This is a genomic window from Brasilonema angustatum, from assembly GCF_059505445.1.
In genome coordinates this window covers 92,444-113,353 of sequence record NZ_JCACKO010000138.1, presented here as the reverse complement: position 1 = coordinate 113,353, position 20,910 = coordinate 92,444, and the positions used below count along the sequence as shown (strand labels likewise).

General features: G+C 42.0%; 20 protein-coding genes and 1 pseudogene. 11 read left to right on the top strand and 10 right to left on the bottom strand.

Annotation, left to right across the window (positions count from 1 at the left end):
• Window positions 1–75: 75 nt before the first annotated feature.
• On the top strand, window positions 76–1,086 hold the full coding sequence (gene bioB, locus AC5JM2_RS26695) for a biotin synthase BioB (RefSeq protein ID WP_495837839.1): 1,011 nt from the start codon (window positions 76–78) through the stop codon (window positions 1,084–1,086).
• Window positions 1,087–1,229: 143 nt separating this feature from the next.
• On the opposite strand, the gene petL is transcribed toward bioB, so the two are convergent.
• Window positions 1,230–1,325, bottom strand: a complete 96-nt coding sequence (gene petL / locus AC5JM2_RS26690; RefSeq protein ID WP_495837838.1) for a cytochrome b6-f complex subunit PetL — start codon at window positions 1,323–1,325, stop codon at window positions 1,230–1,232.
• Window positions 1,326–1,490: 165 nt separating this feature from the next.
• Here petL and AC5JM2_RS26685 point away from each other — a divergent pair, with 165 nt between their 5' ends.
• The 3 genes from AC5JM2_RS26685 to AC5JM2_RS26675 all read left to right on the top strand — a co-directional run bounded on the left by AC5JM2_RS26685 (window position 1,491) and on the right by AC5JM2_RS26675 (window position 4,260).
• A complete protein-coding gene (locus AC5JM2_RS26685; RefSeq protein WP_495837837.1) occupies window positions 1,491–1,877 on the top strand; it encodes a hypothetical protein in 387 nt (128 codons plus the stop codon).
• A gap of 451 nt (window positions 1,878–2,328) precedes the next feature.
• Window positions 2,329–3,423, top strand: coding sequence for a 3-dehydroquinate synthase (gene aroB / locus AC5JM2_RS26680; protein ID WP_495837836.1), 1,095 nt, complete (start codon window positions 2,329–2,331; stop codon window positions 3,421–3,423).
• Window positions 3,424–3,684: 261 nt separating this feature from the next.
• The gene (locus AC5JM2_RS26675) at window positions 3,685–4,260 is read left to right on the top strand and encodes a Uma2 family endonuclease (protein ID WP_495837835.1); all 576 of its coding nucleotides are present in this window, start codon (window positions 3,685–3,687) and stop codon (window positions 4,258–4,260) included.
• 269 nt (window positions 4,261–4,529) lie between these two features.
• Here AC5JM2_RS26675 and AC5JM2_RS26670 read toward each other — a convergent pair whose 3' ends face one another.
• From AC5JM2_RS26670 to AC5JM2_RS26650, 5 genes and pseudogenes are all read right to left on the bottom strand, one after another.
• Entirely contained in the window at window positions 4,530–5,075 is a 546-nt protein-coding gene (locus AC5JM2_RS26670; RefSeq protein ID WP_495837877.1) for a DUF2238 domain-containing protein, read from the bottom strand.
• A gap of 80 nt (window positions 5,076–5,155) precedes the next feature.
• On the bottom strand, window positions 5,156–6,502 hold the full coding sequence (locus AC5JM2_RS26665) for a DUF2254 domain-containing protein (protein WP_495837834.1): 1,347 nt from the start codon (window positions 6,500–6,502) through the stop codon (window positions 5,156–5,158).
• Window positions 6,499–7,506, bottom strand: a complete 1,008-nt coding sequence (locus AC5JM2_RS26660; RefSeq protein WP_495837833.1) for a mechanosensitive ion channel family protein — start codon at window positions 7,504–7,506, stop codon at window positions 6,499–6,501. The genes AC5JM2_RS26665 and AC5JM2_RS26660 overlap by 4 nt, the downstream gene beginning before the upstream one ends.
• Before the next feature lie 32 nt (window positions 7,507–7,538).
• Window positions 7,539–7,733 (bottom strand): annotated as a pseudogene (locus AC5JM2_RS26655) (potassium channel protein); the annotation flags it as partial.
• Window positions 7,709–7,897 (bottom strand): hypothetical protein, encoded by a 189-nt coding sequence (locus AC5JM2_RS26650; RefSeq protein WP_495837832.1) that lies wholly within the window; start codon window positions 7,895–7,897, stop codon window positions 7,709–7,711. The pseudogene AC5JM2_RS26655 and the gene AC5JM2_RS26650, both read right to left, overlap by 25 nt.
• Before the next feature lie 67 nt (window positions 7,898–7,964).
• Here AC5JM2_RS26650 and AC5JM2_RS26645 point away from each other — a divergent pair, with 67 nt between their 5' ends.
• Window positions 7,965–8,162: a hypothetical protein gene (locus AC5JM2_RS26645; protein WP_495837831.1), complete on the top strand. Its 198-nt coding sequence runs from the start codon at window positions 7,965–7,967 to the stop codon at window positions 8,160–8,162.
• Window positions 8,163–8,372: 210 nt separating this feature from the next.
• Here the strand turns inward: AC5JM2_RS26645 and AC5JM2_RS26640 are convergent, their stop codons facing one another.
• The 3 genes from AC5JM2_RS26640 to AC5JM2_RS26630 form a co-directional block, all read right to left on the bottom strand.
• Window positions 8,373–8,978 (bottom strand): exopolysaccharide biosynthesis protein, encoded by a 606-nt coding sequence (locus tag AC5JM2_RS26640; RefSeq protein ID WP_495837830.1) that lies wholly within the window; start codon window positions 8,976–8,978, stop codon window positions 8,373–8,375.
• Window positions 8,979–9,062: 84 nt separating this feature from the next.
• Entirely contained in the window at window positions 9,063–9,941 is an 879-nt protein-coding gene (locus tag AC5JM2_RS26635; RefSeq protein ID WP_495837829.1) for a lipid kinase, read from the bottom strand.
• A gap of 447 nt (window positions 9,942–10,388) precedes the next feature.
• A complete protein-coding gene (locus tag AC5JM2_RS26630) occupies window positions 10,389–10,913 on the bottom strand; it encodes a phosphoribosyltransferase (protein ID WP_495837828.1) in 525 nt (174 codons plus the stop codon).
• Window positions 10,914–10,981: 68 nt separating this feature from the next.
• Between AC5JM2_RS26630 and AC5JM2_RS26625 the strand changes: the two genes are divergently transcribed.
• Window positions 10,982–12,442: an MFS transporter gene (locus AC5JM2_RS26625; RefSeq protein ID WP_495837827.1), complete on the top strand. Its 1,461-nt coding sequence runs from the start codon at window positions 10,982–10,984 to the stop codon at window positions 12,440–12,442.
• 131 nt (window positions 12,443–12,573) lie between these two features.
• Entirely contained in the window at window positions 12,574–12,858 is a 285-nt protein-coding gene (locus tag AC5JM2_RS26620; protein WP_495837826.1) for a hypothetical protein, read from the top strand.
• Between the two features lie 351 nt (window positions 12,859–13,209).
• On the opposite strand, the gene AC5JM2_RS26615 is transcribed toward AC5JM2_RS26620, so the two are convergent.
• On the bottom strand, window positions 13,210–13,785 hold the full coding sequence (locus tag AC5JM2_RS26615) for a fasciclin domain-containing protein (protein WP_495837825.1): 576 nt from the start codon (window positions 13,783–13,785) through the stop codon (window positions 13,210–13,212).
• A gap of 225 nt (window positions 13,786–14,010) precedes the next feature.
• Here AC5JM2_RS26615 and AC5JM2_RS26610 point away from each other — a divergent pair, with 225 nt between their 5' ends.
• From AC5JM2_RS26610 to AC5JM2_RS26595, 4 genes are all read left to right on the top strand, one after another.
• On the top strand, window positions 14,011–14,682 hold the full coding sequence (locus tag AC5JM2_RS26610; RefSeq protein ID WP_495837824.1) for a HEAT repeat domain-containing protein: 672 nt from the start codon (window positions 14,011–14,013) through the stop codon (window positions 14,680–14,682).
• A gap of 148 nt (window positions 14,683–14,830) precedes the next feature.
• The gene (locus tag AC5JM2_RS26605) at window positions 14,831–15,397 is read left to right on the top strand and encodes a phycobiliprotein lyase (protein WP_495837823.1); all 567 of its coding nucleotides are present in this window, start codon (window positions 14,831–14,833) and stop codon (window positions 15,395–15,397) included.
• Between the two features lie 847 nt (window positions 15,398–16,244).
• Entirely contained in the window at window positions 16,245–19,229 is a 2,985-nt protein-coding gene (locus AC5JM2_RS26600) for a peptidase domain-containing ABC transporter (RefSeq protein ID WP_495837822.1), read from the top strand.
• A gap of 145 nt (window positions 19,230–19,374) precedes the next feature.
• Window positions 19,375–20,901 (top strand): beta-barrel domain-containing protein, encoded by a 1,527-nt coding sequence (locus AC5JM2_RS26595; protein ID WP_495837821.1) that lies wholly within the window; start codon window positions 19,375–19,377, stop codon window positions 20,899–20,901.
• Window positions 20,902–20,910 lie beyond the last annotated feature (9 nt).

Genomic DNA, 20,910 nt, shown 5'->3' with positions numbered 1-20,910 from the left:
CTGTATGAGGAACATCAGCTAGTTAATACTTGAGAAAGAGCTAAAATTATCTACAAATCTAACTAAAGTATAGAAATGTCAGTAGTAATACGGTACGATTGGCAAGAATCAGAAATACGTAAAATACATGATACACCACTGCTAGATCTGATTTATCAAGGGGCTAGTGTACATCGCCAATTTCATGATCCAAGCAAAATACAAGTCTGTAAACTGATATCTATCAAAACAGGGGGTTGTCCAGAAGATTGTAGCTACTGTGCCCAGTCCTCCCGCTACAAAACAGAGGTTAACGCACAAGCACTCTTAGAAAAAGAAACAGTCGTTAAAATTGCCCAACAAGCAAAAGAAAGTGGGGTGAGTCGTGTCTGCATGGGCGCAGCTTGGCGAGAGGTGCGCGATAACTCCCAATTTGAGCACGTGTTGGACATGGTTAAAGAGGTGACAGCATTGGGTTTAGAGGTTTGCTGCACTTTAGGCATGCTAACTCAAGCACAAGCCAAGCGCTTGGAAGAAGCAGGGCTTTATGCCTACAACCACAATTTGGATACCTCCGAAGACTACTACAGCACTATCATTACAACCAGAACTTATGGCGATCGCCTCAACACAATTAACAACGTCCGGCAAACAAATGTAACTGTATGCTCTGGCGGTATTCTCGGCTTAGGCGAAAGCGTAGATGACCGCATATCTATGTTGCACACTCTGGGAACTTTGCATCCACATCCAGAGTCAGTACCAATAAATATTCTCTCACAAGTTCAGGGCACGCCCTTGGAAAATCAACCTGATGTTCCTATTTGGGAAGTGGTGCGAATGATTGCCACGGCACGCATTGTCATGCCTGCTTCGGATATTCGTCTTAGTGCAGGTAGGGCCAGACTTTCGCAGGTAGAACAAGCTTTATGCTTTTTGGCAGGAGCCAATTCTATCTTTTCCAGTGACGATGGGCATATGTTAACAGTTACCACTCCTTGTCCAGGATACAACGCTGACCATGAAATGCTAAATTTGCTTGGTCTAGAGACGCGTTCTCCTTTTGTCGGTCAATCTAAAGCACCTATAGAAGCCGTTGTGGGATAAAAATCTCGGGCAAAGACGCTAAGAAGCTGAAGAAAAGCTTGCGAGGGACAGCTTACAAGAGCGGCGAGAGCGGAGGTTTCCTCCGCTCCAACAACTCTGAGTAGGCAACTGTCCTCGCCTTTAGGTGCAACTCAAAAGAGCAATTAAATCAGCTTGACAGCACGAAGACCGAAAAGTAACCCAACAGCGATCCCAAAGAACAGACCTAAGAACAGTAAGTAAGCAATGATAGCAAACATCGAACTTTCTCCAAAATCGTTTATAAATATTATTCAATCATTTACAGATGAACGACTCAATAAAAATATTTCTTGAACCTTTGCTAAGTTATCCTATAACAAGAGAGACTTCATAGTTATAATCAATCCAAATTTATTGTGGCTATAACAATAGAATAACGACTTATGATTACGAAATACGCTTTTCTAGCTACCGCTTTAGTGGTAATTGGTGGGTTGGGGTTTAAACCTAGTATTGTTGTCGCTCAAACAGTCAAAAGACCCTCCACTACACTCATTAAACCACAAACAACAGTCACTACCTTTCAAACACCAAACTACAGTATAAGAGTTTTCCGTCAAGGAACCCAAACGCGGATGAATGTCTTTGACAGGAAAGCAAACAAGCTGCAACTGAATGCTGCTCCTGTTCAAGTTCAAAATTCCGATCAACAGACAAGTTATACTTCGTCTGAGGGTGAACGCTTATTCCGTATCTCTGTTGATGGTTCTGGTAACAAATCCGTTGAAATTAACGCTCCAGGTCAAGTTGTTCAGGAGACTACGAATTAAAGCAGTGAACAGTGAACAGTTATCAGTTATCAGTGATTAATTGCTTGATGATTGATAAGTGTGCCTCATAACTCTACCTTTTTGGCGTTGCTGAATCAAGATATGAGTTTCTAAATTTCTATTGATGTAGAACTTTCGGATGCAACGTCTCTACAGGGATTGACTACAACCATAATTCATTCCCAAATTTAGCAAAGCGACCTTTTTAACCAGTTGTGAATAATATTGAAAAGGTGAAGCAGAAAGCGTCTCACATCCGGTATAAGGACTGTGAATGCTGTAGAATACAGCCGTGGGGCGCTTGTTTGGGATTTGGTTATGATATCATGTCCGGATGAACACTTATAAAAAACCAAGAACCTCACCCCGCTCTTCGGGCACCTCTCTCCGCGAATTCGGAGAGGGGATGGGGGTGAGGTGTTTTTATTGTAAATAATTAATCGAACTTGATATGACTTCAATTATTAACGTAAATCTACCACAACAGTCTTATGAGATTGCGATTGCACCAGGGGGCATAGATCAGCTGGGCGAGATGATGAGCAATCTGAAGCTGGGCAAAAAAGTCCTATTGGTTTCTAACCCGACTATTTTCAAACATTATGGGGAAAGGGTACTAGCATCTCTGGAAGCTGCGGGGTTTGAAGTTGTTAGCTGCAATTTAAGCCCCGGTGAACGCTACAAAACCCTCAGTTCCGTACAGAAAATTTACGACACCGCCCTAGAAAACCGCATAGAACGCTCCTCAACGATGGTAGCTTTAGGGGGAGGAGTCATTGGGGATATGACTGGCTTTGCTGCTGCCACTTGGCTGCGAGGAATTAACTTTGTACAAGTGCCAACCTCACTTTTGGCAATGGTAGATGCAGCGATAGGTGGCAAAACTGGTGTCAATCATCCCCAAGGCAAAAACTTGATAGGGGCGTTTCATCAACCGCGCTTGGTTTTGATTGATCCAGAAGTCCTGAAAAGTTTACCAGTTCGTGAATTTCGTGCTGGAATGGCAGAAGTTATTAAGTACGGCGTCATTTGGGATGCGGAGTTATTTGCCCAAATGGAAGAGAGTAAACGCTTAGATCAACTACGCTACATCAAAGCTGAATTGATTGAAGCCATTCTCAACCGTTCTTGTCAAGCCAAAGCAGATGTCGTCGGTAAGGATGAGAAAGAAGCAGGACTCCGGGCAATTCTCAACTACGGTCATACCATTGCGCATGCAGTAGAAAGTTTAACAGGTTATCGAGTCGTGAATCACGGTGAAGCAGTCGCCATTGGTATGGTTGCAGCAGGGCAGATTGCTGTCAAACTGGGGATGTGGAAAAAGGAAGAAGCTGAACGTCAAGACGCCCTAATTCAAAAAGCAAGTTTACCAACTCAGTTACCGTCCGGTGTGGATATTGAAGCAATTATTGAGTCTTTGCAACTAGATAAGAAAGTCAAAGCGGGTAAAGTCAGGTTTATTCTGCCAACGCAAATTGGTGTGGTGACGATTACTGATGAAGTGCCATCAGATACTATCCGAGAGGTGTTGCAGGCAATGCAATGACCGAATCAGTTATCAGTTACCAGTGAGTCCAGTGCTGCAGGAGGGTTTCCCTCCGTAGGCATCTGGCGTTAGCGAAGCGGAACCGAAGGTTCTCCCCGAAGGGTGAACAGTTATCAGTTATCACTGTTCACTGTAAAAGTTTAGTCTTCTTGATAGGATTTTCGCTACTCGCTGTGGAGTTTCTAACCTCTGGCGGTGGTTGGCGATCGCTGCAAGATATGACCCAATTACAATGAAATTAGCCGCCAGTTCATTCGCGTCATGATACTCCAAGCTAACAATCAACTGACCTTGCAACAGTTCCTGAATCTTCCCCCAGGCGACGGAGATATCACTTACGAACTGGTTGATGGTCAGGCAATTCCTAAGATGTCACCAAAAAAATTTCACTCTAAACTTACCCGCACCCTACTGTATTTGATTGAGCAATGGTGTCAGGGCAAAGGTGAGGTTTGTCCAGAATTGGCTATTGCATTAACCCGTCGGGGACGAGATTGGGTGCCCATACCTGATATTTTATACATCTCCAATGAACTTTTACCCGCCGACTGGGAAGAAGACGGAGTGTGTTCTGTTCCTCCCGATTTGGTCATTGAGATCATTTCGCCAGGACAAACTTTTGGACAAATGGCTGCTAAAGCAAAAGACTATTTAGACGCTAAGGTGCTGCGGGTTTGGGTGGTAGATAGTAAAGCTAGAAGCATTACGGTTTTTTATCCAGATGCAGCACCCCAGACTTATATGGGAGAGGAATTACTTACAGATTCTCTATTTGAGGGATTGGAATTTACTGCTGAGCAAGTGTTTCAAAAGGCGAAAATACCATTAGATACTTAGGGATTTGATATCAAATATCTCATAGAGTACCCGACTGCGCCGACAGATCAATAACACGAAGGCTGCCCAATTTTTTAGGGGACAATGCGTCAACAGCAAAACGTCGTAGGTATAATCGCCTTGAAAGAGTTACTAATGGCTTGAGAATTACGAGAAAGTATTTTTTACCAGTAATTTCAGTTACCTTGCGTTTCCTTTTATCGCTTTTAGTCTAAACTCCAGGCTATTATGCCGGGTAATACTATTGTAAACCAAAGTTTTGATAGCACTCAGTAACTCACTAGCTCTCTACGAGATATCCACTCTCGCAATGCCCAAAGGCTAATTAAAGCTGCTAATACAGCCCCAAGAGAATCCATAATTAAATCAATAATAGTGTCATCTAAACTTTCAATTACTTGAGTATTAAGAATTTTCCCAGCAGACCATTCGGTAACTTCCCATAAAGCACCGATCGCAATGCCAAAACTAATAATTGTCACCAGATATAAAATTGTATGATTCCGAAATATATTCAACATTGAACTATATACTAAAAAACTCAGTGCTAAGGTAATTGCAAAAGTTGTATAACCATGAACCATTTCGTCATAGGGGCCTGGCATACCAAATAAATTCCATACCCAACCAGTAGCATTTAGCAATGCAGCCAAGACGAATAAAAAATCAAATAAGGTAGGTAATTTATCATCTTTAACAACAAACACGAAGGATACAATAAGGAAGATTGCCAAACTCAAAGCGTTTAACCACTTACCTTGAACTGCTGCAGCGATCGCAAAAATTGCTAGTAGAGCTTGTCCTACCCACGCGATAACTCAATATCCTCGCCAATTTATAGTTTTCATACGTATAACCAATACGAAAATATTACTTAAAAAAGCTTCTTTTACGATTAATTCCAATGTTTAATACCACTGTTGCAGTTTAAAGCTTTGATAACGGCTTGATACCCTTCTTGTACGTCTTTGCGGTCTAGTTCTTCTGGTAAACCCTCTTGGCTACCGCGCAAAATCATGTCAGCATGACGCTGTAAAACTGCTTGGGATTCTGGATTGTTAGTGTAAGTCGCAATACTGGCGATCGCTTCCAATAAACGAATGGTTACTGATGTATCAGAGCGTGCATATTGGCGAATTCCGTTAAAGGCACTATCAACCAATCCCTCAAATGTCGCCCCAAAAGCAATCGCACGTAATTTATGATCTTCATCGTAACGGTAGGGTGAAGGAAAATCTTTTTGAGCTAAACGGGACAGTCCTGCTCCCAGTCTATCAACACATCGAATTGCGGTAAATGGGTCATTAATCCCTGGAGAAAGCGCACGTAGGGCAATTTCTACTAACTGAACTATGGGAAACTCGATATCTTGCTGTTCGCTACGTTCTTTACCCAAAATAAATGCATCATTAATTTGTTTGGTTAATTTTCGATTCACCAATTCACCTGGGAAAACCATAACCAAATTACTGTTCTTAATAACAAACTTTCCTGGTCGAGACTCGACACGCAGTAAAAGATTGTGTTTTCGGGCAATTTTAATTAATTCTTCGTCGTCAATTGCTTGTATGTAACCATTATCAGTAACTCTTACCGGAGAAGCAACTAAGTCAAAATTCTCAGGTATTTCTGCAACTTCTTGTCCGAATGGGCCACTACGTCCGATTTTTTTGGGAAACAAGCGATCAATGGCTCTATCTAAGTCATCACTAACATTTTCGATGATGTGCGAAGCCTGAATTATTGTAGAAGCATGATCGATAAAATAAATCAAAACTGCGATGCTAATAATTGCTAGTAAAATACCACACGTAATCGAAATTTGTGGTACAAACCGACTATATCCATCTCCTTCACTATGAATAGTCCGAAGTATGAGCAAGCAATAGATAAACGTACTGATAAATGTACCAAGGACAACTTGATTACCAGTATCTTGCATGAAATTACGTAGAAGCCGCGGCCCAAAATTGGAAGCAGCTAACTGAAGCGCCACGATTGTAATTGAAAATGCTGTGGCAGCAACGCTAATCATTGAACCTGCAACCGCTCCTAAAAGCGATCGCGCTCCGTCTGCTCCACCAGTGTAGCTCCACCAATAATTAATATTTGCTTTACCTGTGCGATCGAGCATTAACATTGTGAATGCCAACGCAGTAGTAATTATGGCCATAATTGAGGGAATGAACCAGTAACTTGAGTGGAGCGTATCCCACAGTTTGCTCAGTTTTACATTTTTCATATTTCGTTATTGACCATTGTAGAATCTACCTTACTGTTGCCATCGTCTTGCTTTTGAGCAAGTAACCTGAGAGAATCACTGATACGGCGAGGCTTCGGTACTTGACCTTTACCAGATGGCCAACCTTCACGCTGACGCGATCTGTTTCCATCTGTCTCTTCAGTCTGGTCGTGGAATAAAATTTGTTGAGTTGGGAAGGGCAAATCAATGCCATTTGCAACAAGTTTTTTCTTAATTGCAGTAATCACCTTGTCCCGTGAAGTCAGACTATCTGCCCGTCGTGGTGGATTAATCCACCAACGTACACGGATGTTAACACTACTTCCGGCTAGTTCCATAGCCAGTACATCAGGAGCCGGATCTTTTAAAATCTCGTCTATGCTATGCATTGCTTCTAGCATCAACTGCTTGGCTAAATCAATGTCGTCACCGTAGCCAATGCCAACATCGTACTCTAATCGACGGTTATCAAAGGCAGTGTTTACAGTTACCGAATTAGTAAACAATTCCGAGTTAGGAATCACAATCCGCCGACCATCGTAAGTTCTGATTGTCGTCGCCCGTGTCTCGATACTTTCTACAGTTCCCTCAAAGTTTTTAAAAACAATTTGGTCATTAATTTGGAAAGGTTCAGTCAGCAGAATTAAAATCCCAGCTAAGAAGTTTTGCAAAATATCGCGGAAAGCAAAACCAATGGCAACACTGCTAATTCCTAACAATTGCACCAAATCACTGATTTTAAATGTAGGAATTATAATGGAAAGGGCGATAAACAATCCAATCAAAACTGTCACCCCCTGCGCTAACCTTCCCAGCACTAGTCCCAAATTCCGAGCGTAGCGACGGTTGCTAGTTAACCGCTTAACTAGTGCCTTAATTCTGCTAGCAATAAACAGAAAGAAGATGAAGACAATTAACCCCAAGACAATGTTTGGTAACAAAGCTATGAAACCATTGATCATGCTATTAACCTTGTCCCACGCTGCGGTAATTTCTGCTTTCATGAACTTTCCTCACTAATTAATCTTTGCTAACGTCAACGCTGTAAATTCTGATGCAATAATTCTTGAATTTCCCCCCGCAACGCTATAATTTCACTCTGAAGCATTCCGGCTAACTCTGCTTGGTCATCATCGGCATCACGACCAATAAAAAACGTCGCCAGAGTTACAGTGACATAACCAAACACGGCAAACGCATATAACGCTAAGAAAAAGCAAAGCACTCGTCCTTAAGTTTTCCAACTTCTCGATTGGAAACGTGAACGATCACCACATCAATCGGTTCGTCTGCATTTCCTTCCAACCGTGAAAGGTTTGCACCATTGTGAGATTTGGCGATGTCAATAACTGCTTTACCGTTGCCCCGTGGCACTTGGATAATGAGTTGGCGCATTTTCACCTCGCGCTGCTAACTATCTTCCTTTTTTAGCTAACAATTCTACTATCCAAAGAAATATTTTTTGAAAGATGCATCTCATACTCAATTAACACTTGATTTTTGTCTGCAAAATTGGTGTATTCAGCAAGGAGACTCCACAATAGAGGTTCTAATCTGGATGATTAACCAATATATTCCAGTGCTTAAACAAGCAAGCCGTCTGAAGGATAACGACAAGGACGATAAATACAACAAGTGTGCTGGCGACATCAAGAATTAAACCAAGAAAAACTGGAAACAACAACGGAATACTTTTTTATTCTTCCTGATCCAAAGAAACTTATGGCGGATACAGATATGGTAGATGCACCCTAATTGACGCCCTCAGTTATAGACTGAGGGTTTTTTTATTTCACAATCTTATTTCTGACTGCTGTTTGAGATTCTGATTTTTCCACACCTTGACAAACCTACAACCAGTCTTCAAAAATTAATGGAAAAATGTTGGCAATAAGCTAGGAGCCATCCACAAAGCATAAAAGATGAATCCAAATAGTAAAGTCGTCAAAACCGTGAAAACGTAGCCAACGCACATCAAGAAACCGTCAGATTCTATAGTGGCTACTGCTAAGAGCAATATACCTACTGGAGGAATAGGATTAGTCAGAGGAATTGGCAAAATTAATAAAATTGCTAACCAAGAAATACAAAACCCATTGAATCGCCAAGTCAAAGGATGTTCTGCTACTTTTGCCAATCGAGGACGGGTAATTTTTTCTAAAATCCTGGTGACTTTTTGTAGGTTTTTTAAAATTATTTGAGTAAAAGAACGGGGAAATTTATATGTCGCAATTTTTTTAGGCAACCAAGGCGATCGCCTTCCCAAAGCCATCTGTGCTGATAATATCAAGCAAGCACCACCAAAAGGTCCAGTTAATCCAGGTGGAACAGGAAACAAAAATGGCAAAACCAATAATGCAATGACTACGCTAAAACCACGTTCTGAGGTTTCTGCCAAAACATCACCAAGACTGAGTGGCTGTTCGGCTAACCTTTGCAGCAGGAATTTAATATCTTGAGAAAATTTTAGCTGCATTGTGATGATGATTGATCAGATATAAAATGTCCTATCTTCTAACTTACTCATTCATCAATGATTATCAGTCATGATTCAGGTTCATCATTTATTTGATGGTACAAACACAGCTAAAGCACTATGAACAACACGAAATTGAGCAGGAGTGTAAGTCGTAATTTCACCATCTGTATTAATGGGGCGTGGTTTGTGTGTATGAATCTCAAATTCTTGAGCGCTGACAGTACGGACATGAGGCGACAAAATATGTCGTCCTGTTCGCATGGCAGGTAACAAGGGGATAATTTGCCACCAGTGTTTAATTTCCACACTGTACATATCTAATTTATGGTCATCAATTGCGGCATGATGAACCACTGCCATACCACCACCATAATATCGACCATTCCCTACAGCAATTTGCACAGTTTTTACTGGGGTAGATGTGCCGTTGATACTAATCTGTGCCCTAAAAGGTCGAGATTTCAAAACCACTTGCAATGCAGTGATCGCGTAAGCGAGTATTCCCCAACGACGCTTCACTTGTTTGGTTAGTCGCTGAGTAATTTTCACACTCAGCCCACAGCTTGCTACATTGAAAAAGTGTTTACCATTTACCCACCCCAAATCAATACGTCGTGCCTGATTATTGGCAATAATTTTGCAAGCCTCGGGGAGAGAATTTGGAATTTCTAAAGTCCTAGCTAAATCGTTGGCAGTTCCTAGAGGGATAATTCCCAGAGGTAACTGCGTTTCTACCAAAGCGTCTACCGCAGCATTGAGAGTGCCATCACCACCGCCAATGATCACTAAATCAACTTCATGTTGGTGGCGGATAATAACGTCGTATAACTGTTGTGGTTTTTCTGGGAACTCATCAATTAAATCGAAGCCCAGTTCTTTAAGACATTCAACTGCTTCAGCTAGACGGTTTTCCCCTTGGCGGGCGTGAGTATTTATGAGCAGTAGTGCACGATGTTTCATTTGCCGTGTTTTTTGTAGTGTGTACCTATAATTCTCTACTTCTGATATGCACTTTGCTGAAAATTTATTCTATGGTAATCCTCCAAAGATTTTTGAGAATCCGTGGAGACTTTCAAGAAACACAGGGGTGTAGGGGAGCCAGTACTGATAGCGTAGCGTGGCACTTTGTGCCATAGGAGGGAAAACGCCAGGTGCTACAACGGGGGGAACCCCAACGCCAGATACCAAGTGAGGGAAACCCTCATCAAGTACTGGCTCCCTCCGGGGAGAACCTTCGGTTCCGCTTCGCTAACACCAGTCGCCTACGGCGGGAAACCCGCCTGCAGCGCTGGATTCACCGCAACGCACTGGCTCCCCTCCCGCAGCGCTGCTTCACCCCCGCACTGGCACCTTATGGTTTTGACTTGTTTTGCCCCTACACCCTTACACCCTTACCCCCTTATACCCTTACACCCCTAATTGATGACTCACCTTTGCCACAAGATCCTCTGGATTCATCAACTCGTAAGGTTCAAAAGGTTGATGTATCCAAGGGTTGTCAGGCAAATAATCAAGGTAGTAATTAGGTGCTACCACTGAACAGGCTTTGTACCAAATAACAGCGGTACGAATATCCTCAATAGGAGAATCACTATGTTCTTTTAGCCAAGGAATTGTTTCCTTGAGTGTGATTCCAGAATCTACCAAATCATCTACCAAAAGAATCCGCGAACCTAAATTTTCAGTGGTCATTGTCAAGTGATGAGAAAATATTAAACTGCCCCTTTGTTGCTGACCAGAGCCACTGTAAGATGAGGTTGCCAAAATCGCCAAAGGCTGATTATAAATACGTGAGAGGATATCTCCTACGCGCAGTCCTCCTCTAGCAAGACAAACAATTTGGTTGAATTTCCAGCCGGATTGATAAACTTGAGCAGCCAGTTGTTCAATTTTTTGGTGATAATCTGACCAAGAAACGTAAAGGTCTGGCATGGGGAACTTAATTTATTGCTAAGAATGTATGACAAATTCCTTTGATTTTAATATGAGCGCAAGATATTATGAGCAATTCTGCTTCTGATGGCTCCTCTCAACAGACTCCTGAAAGTGAAAAACTGGATTTGAGTACCAAACTTGCTTTTGGTGCTGGGGATTTGGGTACGGCGATCACTGCGATGATTGGGATTTCTTATTTGTCTCCCTTTCTCACGGATGTTGCTGGTTTAAGTCCCACATTAGCAGGACAAACCCAGCTGATCGGCAAAGTGTGGGATGCGGTTAACGATCCAATGGTGGGGGTGTTGAGCGATCGCACCCAAAGTCAACAAGGAAGACGCTATCCCTGGATGATTTGGGGAGCAATTCCCTTTGGAGTGTTCTTTTTTTTGCAGTGGATTGTACCTGAGTTTAGTAATAACGATCAGGCGAATCAGTGGAGCTTGTTTTGGTATTACACTGCCATTTCGATTTTTTTTAATAGTTTTTATACAATCGTCAATTTACCATACACTGCTCTGACTGCAGAACTGACGCAAGATTACGACGAACGCACCAGTCTTAACAGTTTTCGCTTTACCTTTTCTATTGGCGGTAGCATTATTGCTCTTATTATCGGTTTAGTCATCTCCCTGGTGATTCCTGGTAACCGCACTCAACAGTTTTTATTACTAGGAGCGATCTGTGCGGTTATCTCTGTTTTACCTGTGTATTGGTGTGTTTGGGGAACCAAAAAACGTGCTCAAGCTGTCGCAAAGTTACACCCCGAAACAGAGCAAAGTGTCTCTATTCCCTTATTGCAGCAACTCAAAATTGCTTTTACAAATCGCGCTTTCTTATTTGTGGTGGGGATTTATCTATGTTCTTGGTTAGCTGTCCAGCTAACGGCTGGTATTATCCCTTACTTTGTCACCAGTTGGATGCGCCTTCCACAATGGCATATTAGCTTAGTGCTTTTGGCGGTGCAAGGCACTGCTATGTCTATGCTATTTGTTTGGAGTGCCATCAGTCGCCGTTATGGCAAACAAGCCGTGTACTATATGGGTATGAGTTTGTGGATTATCGCTCAGGTAGGACTCTTTTTCGTACAGCCTGGTCAAGTTGTGTTGATGTACTTTTTAGCAGTCATGGCAGGTTTTGGCGTATCCATTGCTTATCTTATTCCCTGGTCAATGTTACCTGATGTGATTGAACTGGATGAATTAAAAACAGGACAGCGGCGGGAAGGCATTTTTTATAGCTTCATAGTATTTGTGCAAAAAATCTGTTTGGGGATTGCAGTTAACGTTGTTTTACAACAATTGGGTACCGGTGGTTATATTAAACCCACAAACGAAATTCCGATACCAATTCAACCAGATTCGGTGTTAGAAGTCATTCGCTTCTCTATTGGTCCGATACCAGCGATCGCATTAGTTTGTGGCGTCGTTTTAACGTATTTTTACCCAATTACCCGCGAGATGCATGCGCAAATCTTACTGCAGCTTAAGGAACGTCAAAACAGAGTAGAGAATACAGATGTTTAGCTGATTATTCTCTGATAGTTGTTCCAATATCTTCCCAAGTCGCGTTAAATTCTTCTGATTCCACATCAGTTTCTGATGTAGATTTGGTTATAGGTCTTATAAACCGCGCAGCAATCGCGGGCATCCAAACAATGGAAAATACATTATTCGATAAAATCTTCCGCGACAGCGAAGGTCAGATTGTTGTGGCTCAGCCACCAAACCCACCCCTTATTGTGTGGGGTGTAGCTAGTTTACTGAAACTAATTTTTACAAGCGGCGAAATCAATACAGTGTTAGACGCTGTGGCTTTTGGCTCCTTGTTTACTTGGGCGTGGGAGGAATTATTTCAAGGCGTTAATTATTTTCGCAGAGCCTTAGGTCTGCTCGTGCTAATTGGGGTTGTTGCATCAAAGGTTTATACCATAAGGTTTTGAAAAACAACGAATTTTTGTTCGAGATTGGTGTATAGCGTTTACACCAATCTGTGGACAAAACTGGATCACTAGTGTGTAAGCTCAAGACATAGCCAGATCTGATCGCTTTAATTTCTGGCTTGGTGTCACCGTCTTTCTACACAGTTAGCCGCGAAATGCACACGTAAATTTTACTGCAACTCAAGGAACGTCAGAACAACTAAGCTGAATATGGCATTGGTTACAACGCACTTCGTACGCAATATAACCTGTATCTACGCCTCTAGCCCTTTTTTGAGAACACGGGGTAAAGGCTGAACTCCAAGCCGAGATGTATCGTTCTCTATGTCGTTAGAGGTTGTAGCGCAAACACTACAGCTTCACGCCTGGAGGAATAAGCACTGTATCAATCGCGTGAATCACGCCATTACTAGCTGTGACATCTGGTTTGGTGACTTTTGCTTTATCCACCGTTACACCTTTGCCAACTTTAACGTTAAGTGGGCTACCTTCAACGCTATTAACCGGACCGGACTTGAGGCTTTTGGAATCAAGTGCACCAGACACGACATGATAGGTCAAAATCTTGGTCAAAGTTGCCTTGTTTTCTGGCTTGAGTAGTTTTTGCAAAGTCGCCTTTGGTAGCTTATTAAATGCAGCATCCGTGGGTGCAAACACGGTAAATGGACCAGTTCCAGATAGGGTTTCTACAAGACCAGCTTCCTTCAAAGCCTTGGTCAGGGTTTTGAAAGAACTATTGGAGCTGGCAACATCGACAACTGTACCTGCACCAGTTGTTCCAGTAGTTGGAGCACCTGACGTGGCTGGTTTGGTTGGTGAAGCTGAGGGAGTCTGGGCGAAAGTTGGAGTGCTGATCAAAAGACTGGCTGTAGCGATCGCTATACCAAGTGTTTTACCAAAAAAGTGTTGATTTTGTTGGGTTTTCATGGGTTTTAACTTTGCGTGATCCAAAGATGTAAATATTTTGTTACGAACTTGTTTTGATTTTTAAAAGAGTAACATTTTGTCATACTACAGTTACTAATCCTGTAGTTAGATTTTCAAATCAACTTGGTACGGATTTACTTACTCCTGCGTTTAACGAATCTGTCTGAGAATTTGTAATGATACTTAATATGAAGAAAAATAGGAAAACTCATTTAAGTAAAGAAGATGGCAGTCCCAAGCTTACAGGAAATTTCCACCCAGTTAGAAAGTTCAAATTTGCGCGATCGCATGGTAGCCCTCGCCTCATTGAGGCATATTGCAGCAGAGGACGCACTCCCTTTGATTAAAAAAGTCCTGGATGACCAGTCTCTGCAACTGAGATCAATGGCAATCTTTGCCTTGGGAGTCAAGCAAACAGAAGAAAGTTACTCAATTTTGGTGCGAATCCTAGAAACTGACCCGGATTATGGTATACGTGCGGATGCTGCAGGTGCTTTAGGATATTTAGGTGATGTTAGAGCTGTTGAACCCCTAATGCGAATATTTTATGAAGATACTGATTGGTTAGTACGGTTTAGCGCAGCTGTTTCACTTGGTAATCTCAAAGACAGTCGTGCCCGTGAAATCCTCATAAAAGCATTGGACAGTGAAGAAGTCATTTTACAACAAGCGGCGATCGCTGCATTAGGAGAAATCAAAGATATCGAGTCTGTGGATCTCATTTTGCGCTTTGCCCAATCAGATGATTGGTTAGTGCGTCAGCGTCTTGCAGAAGCCTTAGGTCATCTTCCCAGTCCAAAAAGTATTTCAGCTTTAAAATACCTGGAAAAAGATAGCCATAACCACGTTGCTGAAGCGGCGAGAATTTCCCTGAAACGCTTGGAGGAAGCAGATTAAGCCATTCAAAAATTTTGAATTTTGTTAGCGCAGCGGGACGCAGTCCATGAGCGAATTTTGAATGAGCGAATTGCTTTGGGGGTGACTCCCTCCTGCTACCTTGGAAGAAGTGAAATAAAAAAGATTTTGAGGCAAGGTAATTTCATTAATGAATATTGAAGAGTTTTTTCAGTTAATCGCTGGTAAATGGTTTTCCCATCGTACCAGTCATGATTTGGCTTGTAAGCAATCAGAAAACGGCAAATCAGACACAATCATAGAAACACTGAGTAGTAATGATCCAGAAGTAGTAAAACTGTGCCAACAGTACAATGTTGACCATAGCCCCAGTTGTTACGGTGCCAAAGTGACTTGGAATGCCACTATGGCAGGGAATGAAAAAAAACAGACTGGTTCTACAGTATTCGTTGCTATTCCAGATCAAGATAATCCCAATGAAGGCAAATTCCTGCGGGCAATGGATTCTCCTGGGAAACCCCCAGTTGTTGGACGCTACAAAATAGGCAGTGATGACGCATTGACCTTAACAATAGAGTACGAAACCGTGTGCTATGAGGAACGCCTGTGGTTTGCCAGTCCCAATTTGCGGATGCGGGTGAGTGTGGTGAAACGTGTTGATGGTTTTAGCACAGCTTCATTCACTTCTGAAATTCGCATGGGTGGAGGTCAACCTACAGCGAAAGTTTCTCAGGCAACTAACTCAGCATCCAGTTAAGTTGTATAAGTTACAAGCACCTTACGGTGATTCCAGATCTGATTTCACTAGCCCCTGCTAATAGGGGCTATAGTTTTGGTTAAGTTTGTACAGAATTATTAATTTTATTTTTTAAGTAAAAAATATATGATTCTACAGTAAAAGTACTGAAAGATTGATGAAATCCTTGAGAAATCAATAGTATTTTGACGTTACAATCTGCCTGAAATCACCTTAAGATAGTGAAGATATTGTAAAAGGTTTTCATTCCTGACAAAGTAGAAATAAAGTCTACGCCACAAGTGCCTACCAAAAACTAGTCAGGGTCGTTTAAATCTGCCACACACCAATTAAAAGAGCGAGTAACACAGCAGGAAAGAGAACTACTGAGAACTTTCGCGCTTTCGGTATTGGTGCATATACCTTCAATTTTGTAAACCATGTCAACTTTGACGTTCGACTCACATGGGAGGTTGGTTTGTGCTTATACGACTAGAAAAATTCATCTTTGCACAATGGCTGGCAGAATAAGTGTTTCAAACGTGGCTCAAAAAGCAGAACAAACAATTAGTTTATCTTCTGACCTTTAACTTGTCTTATCACTTTATCAGGTCATATCTCTTCTTCATCTCAGTCACAAGATGGAGTTTCCACAAAGTAAGACCAAAGGTGAGACCAGCGGCGCTCTTGGTAGGGTAACCCTGGCGCAGGCGACTGGCGTATCTTCTCCACCAGACGCTGCGCGCTCACTCTTAGCGTCTCCTGTGTGCGCATACCCGGAGGTAGGAGGGTGCAAGTCAACACTCAAAAGTCCAAGACTTTTGATTTCTGACCAATGATTAAGGACTAGTAACTTATCCAAAATCGCATGACTTATACTGCTTCCATACAAGAGTTCATCTCTGAATTATTTCCCTTCAATCAACTGCCGACACAAGAACTGGCAAAATTAGTTCCAAAGTTTGAGATGTTACGCTACCACATGGGTCAGAGCGTTTTGGTGCGGGAACAAATGCCTTCTCAAATATTTATCATTTATCAAGGACAAGCCCGCTTGCTGGGTTATGACCCGAATGCTCAGATGCCTGAAACGCTGCAATTAGTTCAAAAAGGAGAAATCCTGGGTTGGACTAGTTTAATAAGAGGGATTCCATGCGAAACAGTCATAGCCTCTACAGAAACCATTTGTCTGACTCTAAGCGCCACAGAGTTTTTAGCGTTGCTGAGTCATTCTCCTGCTATTTCTATTTGTTTTGAAAATCGCTGTACTGCGGTTGAAGTTTTTGAACTACTGAGTACTGAGTTAGCAAAGCGAGCTGATAGTGAAACTGTCTTGGCTTCATATGGTGCGACAGATATCAAAGAACTGACTCTCAAAGTTTTAGACGAAGCAGTTGTCTGCACGTTCCTAGAAGAGACAATACCTTTGGATCAGCTAGATCCTCAATTGGTGTGGTTTGTCAGTGGTGGGATACTTAAAGATTTTCCTGTGGGAACCCGCTTACAACTAAACGATGCCATGACGTATCTAGAGGTACAAACTTTTGGTTATGTTCGCTTAGTCGGTTTGCCTCGGGCAACCCTTTCTGCCTCTGCATCTATATCTAGAACCAAAGATTCCTTAAGGATAGACCCTTTACTACAACAAGTACCATTAGCACCAGAGCATCCTCGTAGGTTAGAAAAACCATCAGATACTCAATCACAGCCAAAATATCCTCATGTTCATGGTAGAGGTCCTCTAAAGGCGACTTTAGCTTGCTTCCAAATGCTGAGCCAGCATTTAAATATACCCTTTCGCCGGGATGTGATTGATCAAATCCTCAACAACCAGATTTCGCGCACTCAAACTCTTTCACTACAGCTTTGCGGTGCTGTTTGTGAACTCATTGGGTTAAATACTCAAATGATAAACGTGTCAGCAAAAGCAATCACAAAACTGCAAGCTCCAGCTATGATTCGCTGGCAAGATACTTTCGCTATCGTTTATGAAATTAGCGAGAAAAAGCTAGTCCTGGGAGTACCAGAAGTTGGGATTGTCCAGCAAGATCCTGATCATTTTGTTGAAAATTGGGGTCAAGAAGGTCAGGTTTTACTGCTGAAAGTTGCCAAGTATACTCCTAGAAAGCGATTTAGTTTAAGTTGGTTTGTCCCTTCTTTGCTGAAATATCGCAAAGTTCTCTTGGAAGTTCTGATTGCTTCCTTTTTTGTCCAAGTGTTTGGTCTGGCTAATCCCTTAATCATCCAGATCATTATCGACAAAGTGATTATTCAGAACGGCTTTGAAACCCTGAACGTATTGGGGATTTTGCTCTTAATCATGGCTGTTTTTGAAGGACTTTTAACGAGTGTCCGCACCTATCTTTTTGTTGATACGACTAACCGGATTGACTTGACTTTAGGCTCTGAAATTATTGACCGTTTGTTTCGTTTACCCTTGCGCTATTTTGAACGACGTCCTGTTGGGGAGTTAGCCACTCGCGCCAGTGAACTGGAAAACATTCGCTCTTTTATGACAGGAACTGCTTTAACAGTTGTGTTGGACGCAGTTTTTTCGACAATCTACATCGCGGTGATGCTGGTTTACAGTTGGATTTTGACTCTTGTAGCTTTGGCGATTGTACCCTTGTTTGCTTTTCTGACGATAGTTTTTTCCTCAATCATGCGCCGTCAACTGCGTTTTAAGGCTGAACGTTACTCTGAAACACAATCTTATTTAGTCGAGGCGCTGTCAGGTATTCAAACAGTCAAAGCCCAAAATATTGAATTGCGATCGCGCTGGCGGTGGCAAGAATACTACAGTAATTATGTCACCGCTGGATTCCAAACTGTTGTCACTTCCACGGCTGCTAGTGTCACCAGCAATTTTCTTAACCAAGTCTCTTCCTTACTTGTGTTATGGGTAGGAGCCTACTTAGTCCTCAAAGGACAATTCACTTTAGGACAACTCATTGCCTTTCGGATTATTTCTGGTTACGTCACCGCTCCTTTATTACGATTAACCCAATTGTGGCAGAACTTCCAACAAACGGCTCTCTCTCTAGAACGCCTTGCAGATATCTTGGATACTCCCTCAGAAGTTGATGAAGACAGTCAAAACATTCCTATACCTGCTATTGATGGTACTGTCAAGTATGAAAACGTCTGCTTTCGCTTCACACCAACTGCTCCACTTCAGTTGAATAATATTAACCTGGATTTCCCAACCGGAAAATTTGTTGGTATTGTCGGACAAAGTGGTTCTGGTAAAAGCACTTTGATGAAACTTTTACCACGACTGTATGACTTAGAGTCTGGCAGAATTTTCATCGATGGCTACGACATCTCCAAAATAGAACTTTACTCCCTGCGTCGTCAGATTGGCATGGTGCTTCAAGACTCACTTTTGTTTGACGGAACCATACAGGAAAATATTGCACTGACAAATCCTGACGCCACAACTGATGAAATTATGACAGCAAGCAAAGTTGCTGCAGCTCATGACTTTATTATGTCTTTGCCCAATGGCTATAACACCAGAGTTGGAGAGAGAGGCTCATCCTTATCTGGAGGACAGCGACAGCGTATTGCTATTGCTCGTACAGTCTTACAAAACCCTCGCTTGTTGATTCTCGACGAAGCAACCAGTGCTCTAGATTATCAATCTGAACGGCAAGTTTGTGACAACTTGGCAGAAGCATTTAGACGAAGAACAGTGTTTTTTATTACCCATCGTTTAAGTACAATCAAGAACGCTGACATCATTTTGCTACTAGAAAAAGGGTTAGTTGCAGAACAAGGAACCCACAATGAACTGATGGAGCAAAAGGGACGTTACTACTGCCTTTATCAACAACAAGAAGCACAACTTTAAATCAGTGAACAGGGAACAGGGAACAGTGAACAGGGAACAGGGAACAGGGAACAGTGATGACTGATAACTGATAACTGATGACTGATGACTGATAACTGATAACTGATAACTGATAAAAACTACGGCTATGAGTGAATTGAAAACAATGAAACTTGATCACAAACGTGTTGTCTCTGGAAAAATACTAGACACTGAGATTAAAGTACCTGTACAAATTGTCCAACAGAACGAATCTACACCATCTGTTGTGCTGAAACAGTCGCCTTTGTTCTCACGGGTGATTCTTTGGGGACTGTTGGGAATGACAACTTTGGTAGTGATTTGGGCAAATTTTGCCAAAATTGACGAAGCAGTTCCAGCTCAAGGGAAGCTTGAACCGCAAGATACAGTAAAAGAAATACAAACACCTGTGAACGGGGTTGTGAAAGCTGTTTATGTTAAGGATGGGCAAAAGGTACACCGTGGTGATGTACTGTTAAGGCTAGATCCAACGACAGCGCGATCGCAACTGCTTTCTCTACAGAAAGTTCGCAACACATTAATGCAGGAAGTTCAATTTTACCGTACCCAACTTGTTGCGAAAAATGCTTTATCAAATCCGCAATTCATTGAGCGAACTAATCTCCCTCCAGAGATCGCTTCTTTGACAAAAAATCGAATAGCGCTGATAGCCGAAAATCGATTGTATCGTGCTCAGTTGAGTGAAAACTCTCAAAATCATCAGTTAGCGCCAGAGGAAGAAGCTCGTTTAGAATTTAGCAAAGCAGAATTAAATTCTCGGCTCGCAGATGCTAAATTGGAAACAGAAAAATTAGAAAGACAGCTTAGTCAAGCGCAAATTCAGTTCTCCTCTGCTAAACAAGTTAAAGATGTTAGTCAGACCATTCTTAATGGTATTGAACCACTTGCTAAACAAGGAGGAATTTCTCGCGTACAATACCTCAAGCAAAAACAGGAAGTCAGTCAGCAGCAAGCTGAAATGGAACAGTTAAGGCAGGAGCAAGCGCGTTTACAATATGCGATCGCCCAATCAAAAGAAAAGCTCCTAAATACAATGTCTGGAGCAAAAAAGGATTTACTCACAAAAATTGCTGACAACGAAAAACAAATTGCAACTGTTGATAGAGACTTGAACAAAGCAATCATAGAAAATGAGAAGCAGATTACTGAAATTGACAGTCAGATTAGCCAAGCTCAAGTCACTTTACAATATCAAGAACTGCGTGCTCCATCTGATGGAATTGTTTTCGACCTCAAAGCCAAGTCTCCCGGATTTGTTGCTAGTTCTAGTCAACCAGTGCTCAAAATTGTCCCTGATGAAGCTCTCACGGCTAAAGTTTTTCTCACCAATAAAGACATTGGTTTTGTGAGAAAAGGAATGAAAGTCAACATTAGAATTGACTCTTTCCCCTTTAGTGAGTTTGGCGATATTAAAGGTGAGTTAGTTTGGATTGGTTCTGATGCCTTGCCACCTGAACAAGTTCGTCCATATGAGAGTTTTCCTGCTAAAATACGCTTAGATAAACAATTTTTGCGTATTAACAATCAGGAATTACCTCTGCAATCAGGGATGTCAATAAGTGCAAATATTAAGGTACGTAATCGTACTGTCATGAGCATTTTCAGCAATTTGTTTACCAAGCAAGTTGATAGCCTCAAGTCGGTGAGGTAAGAGAGGATC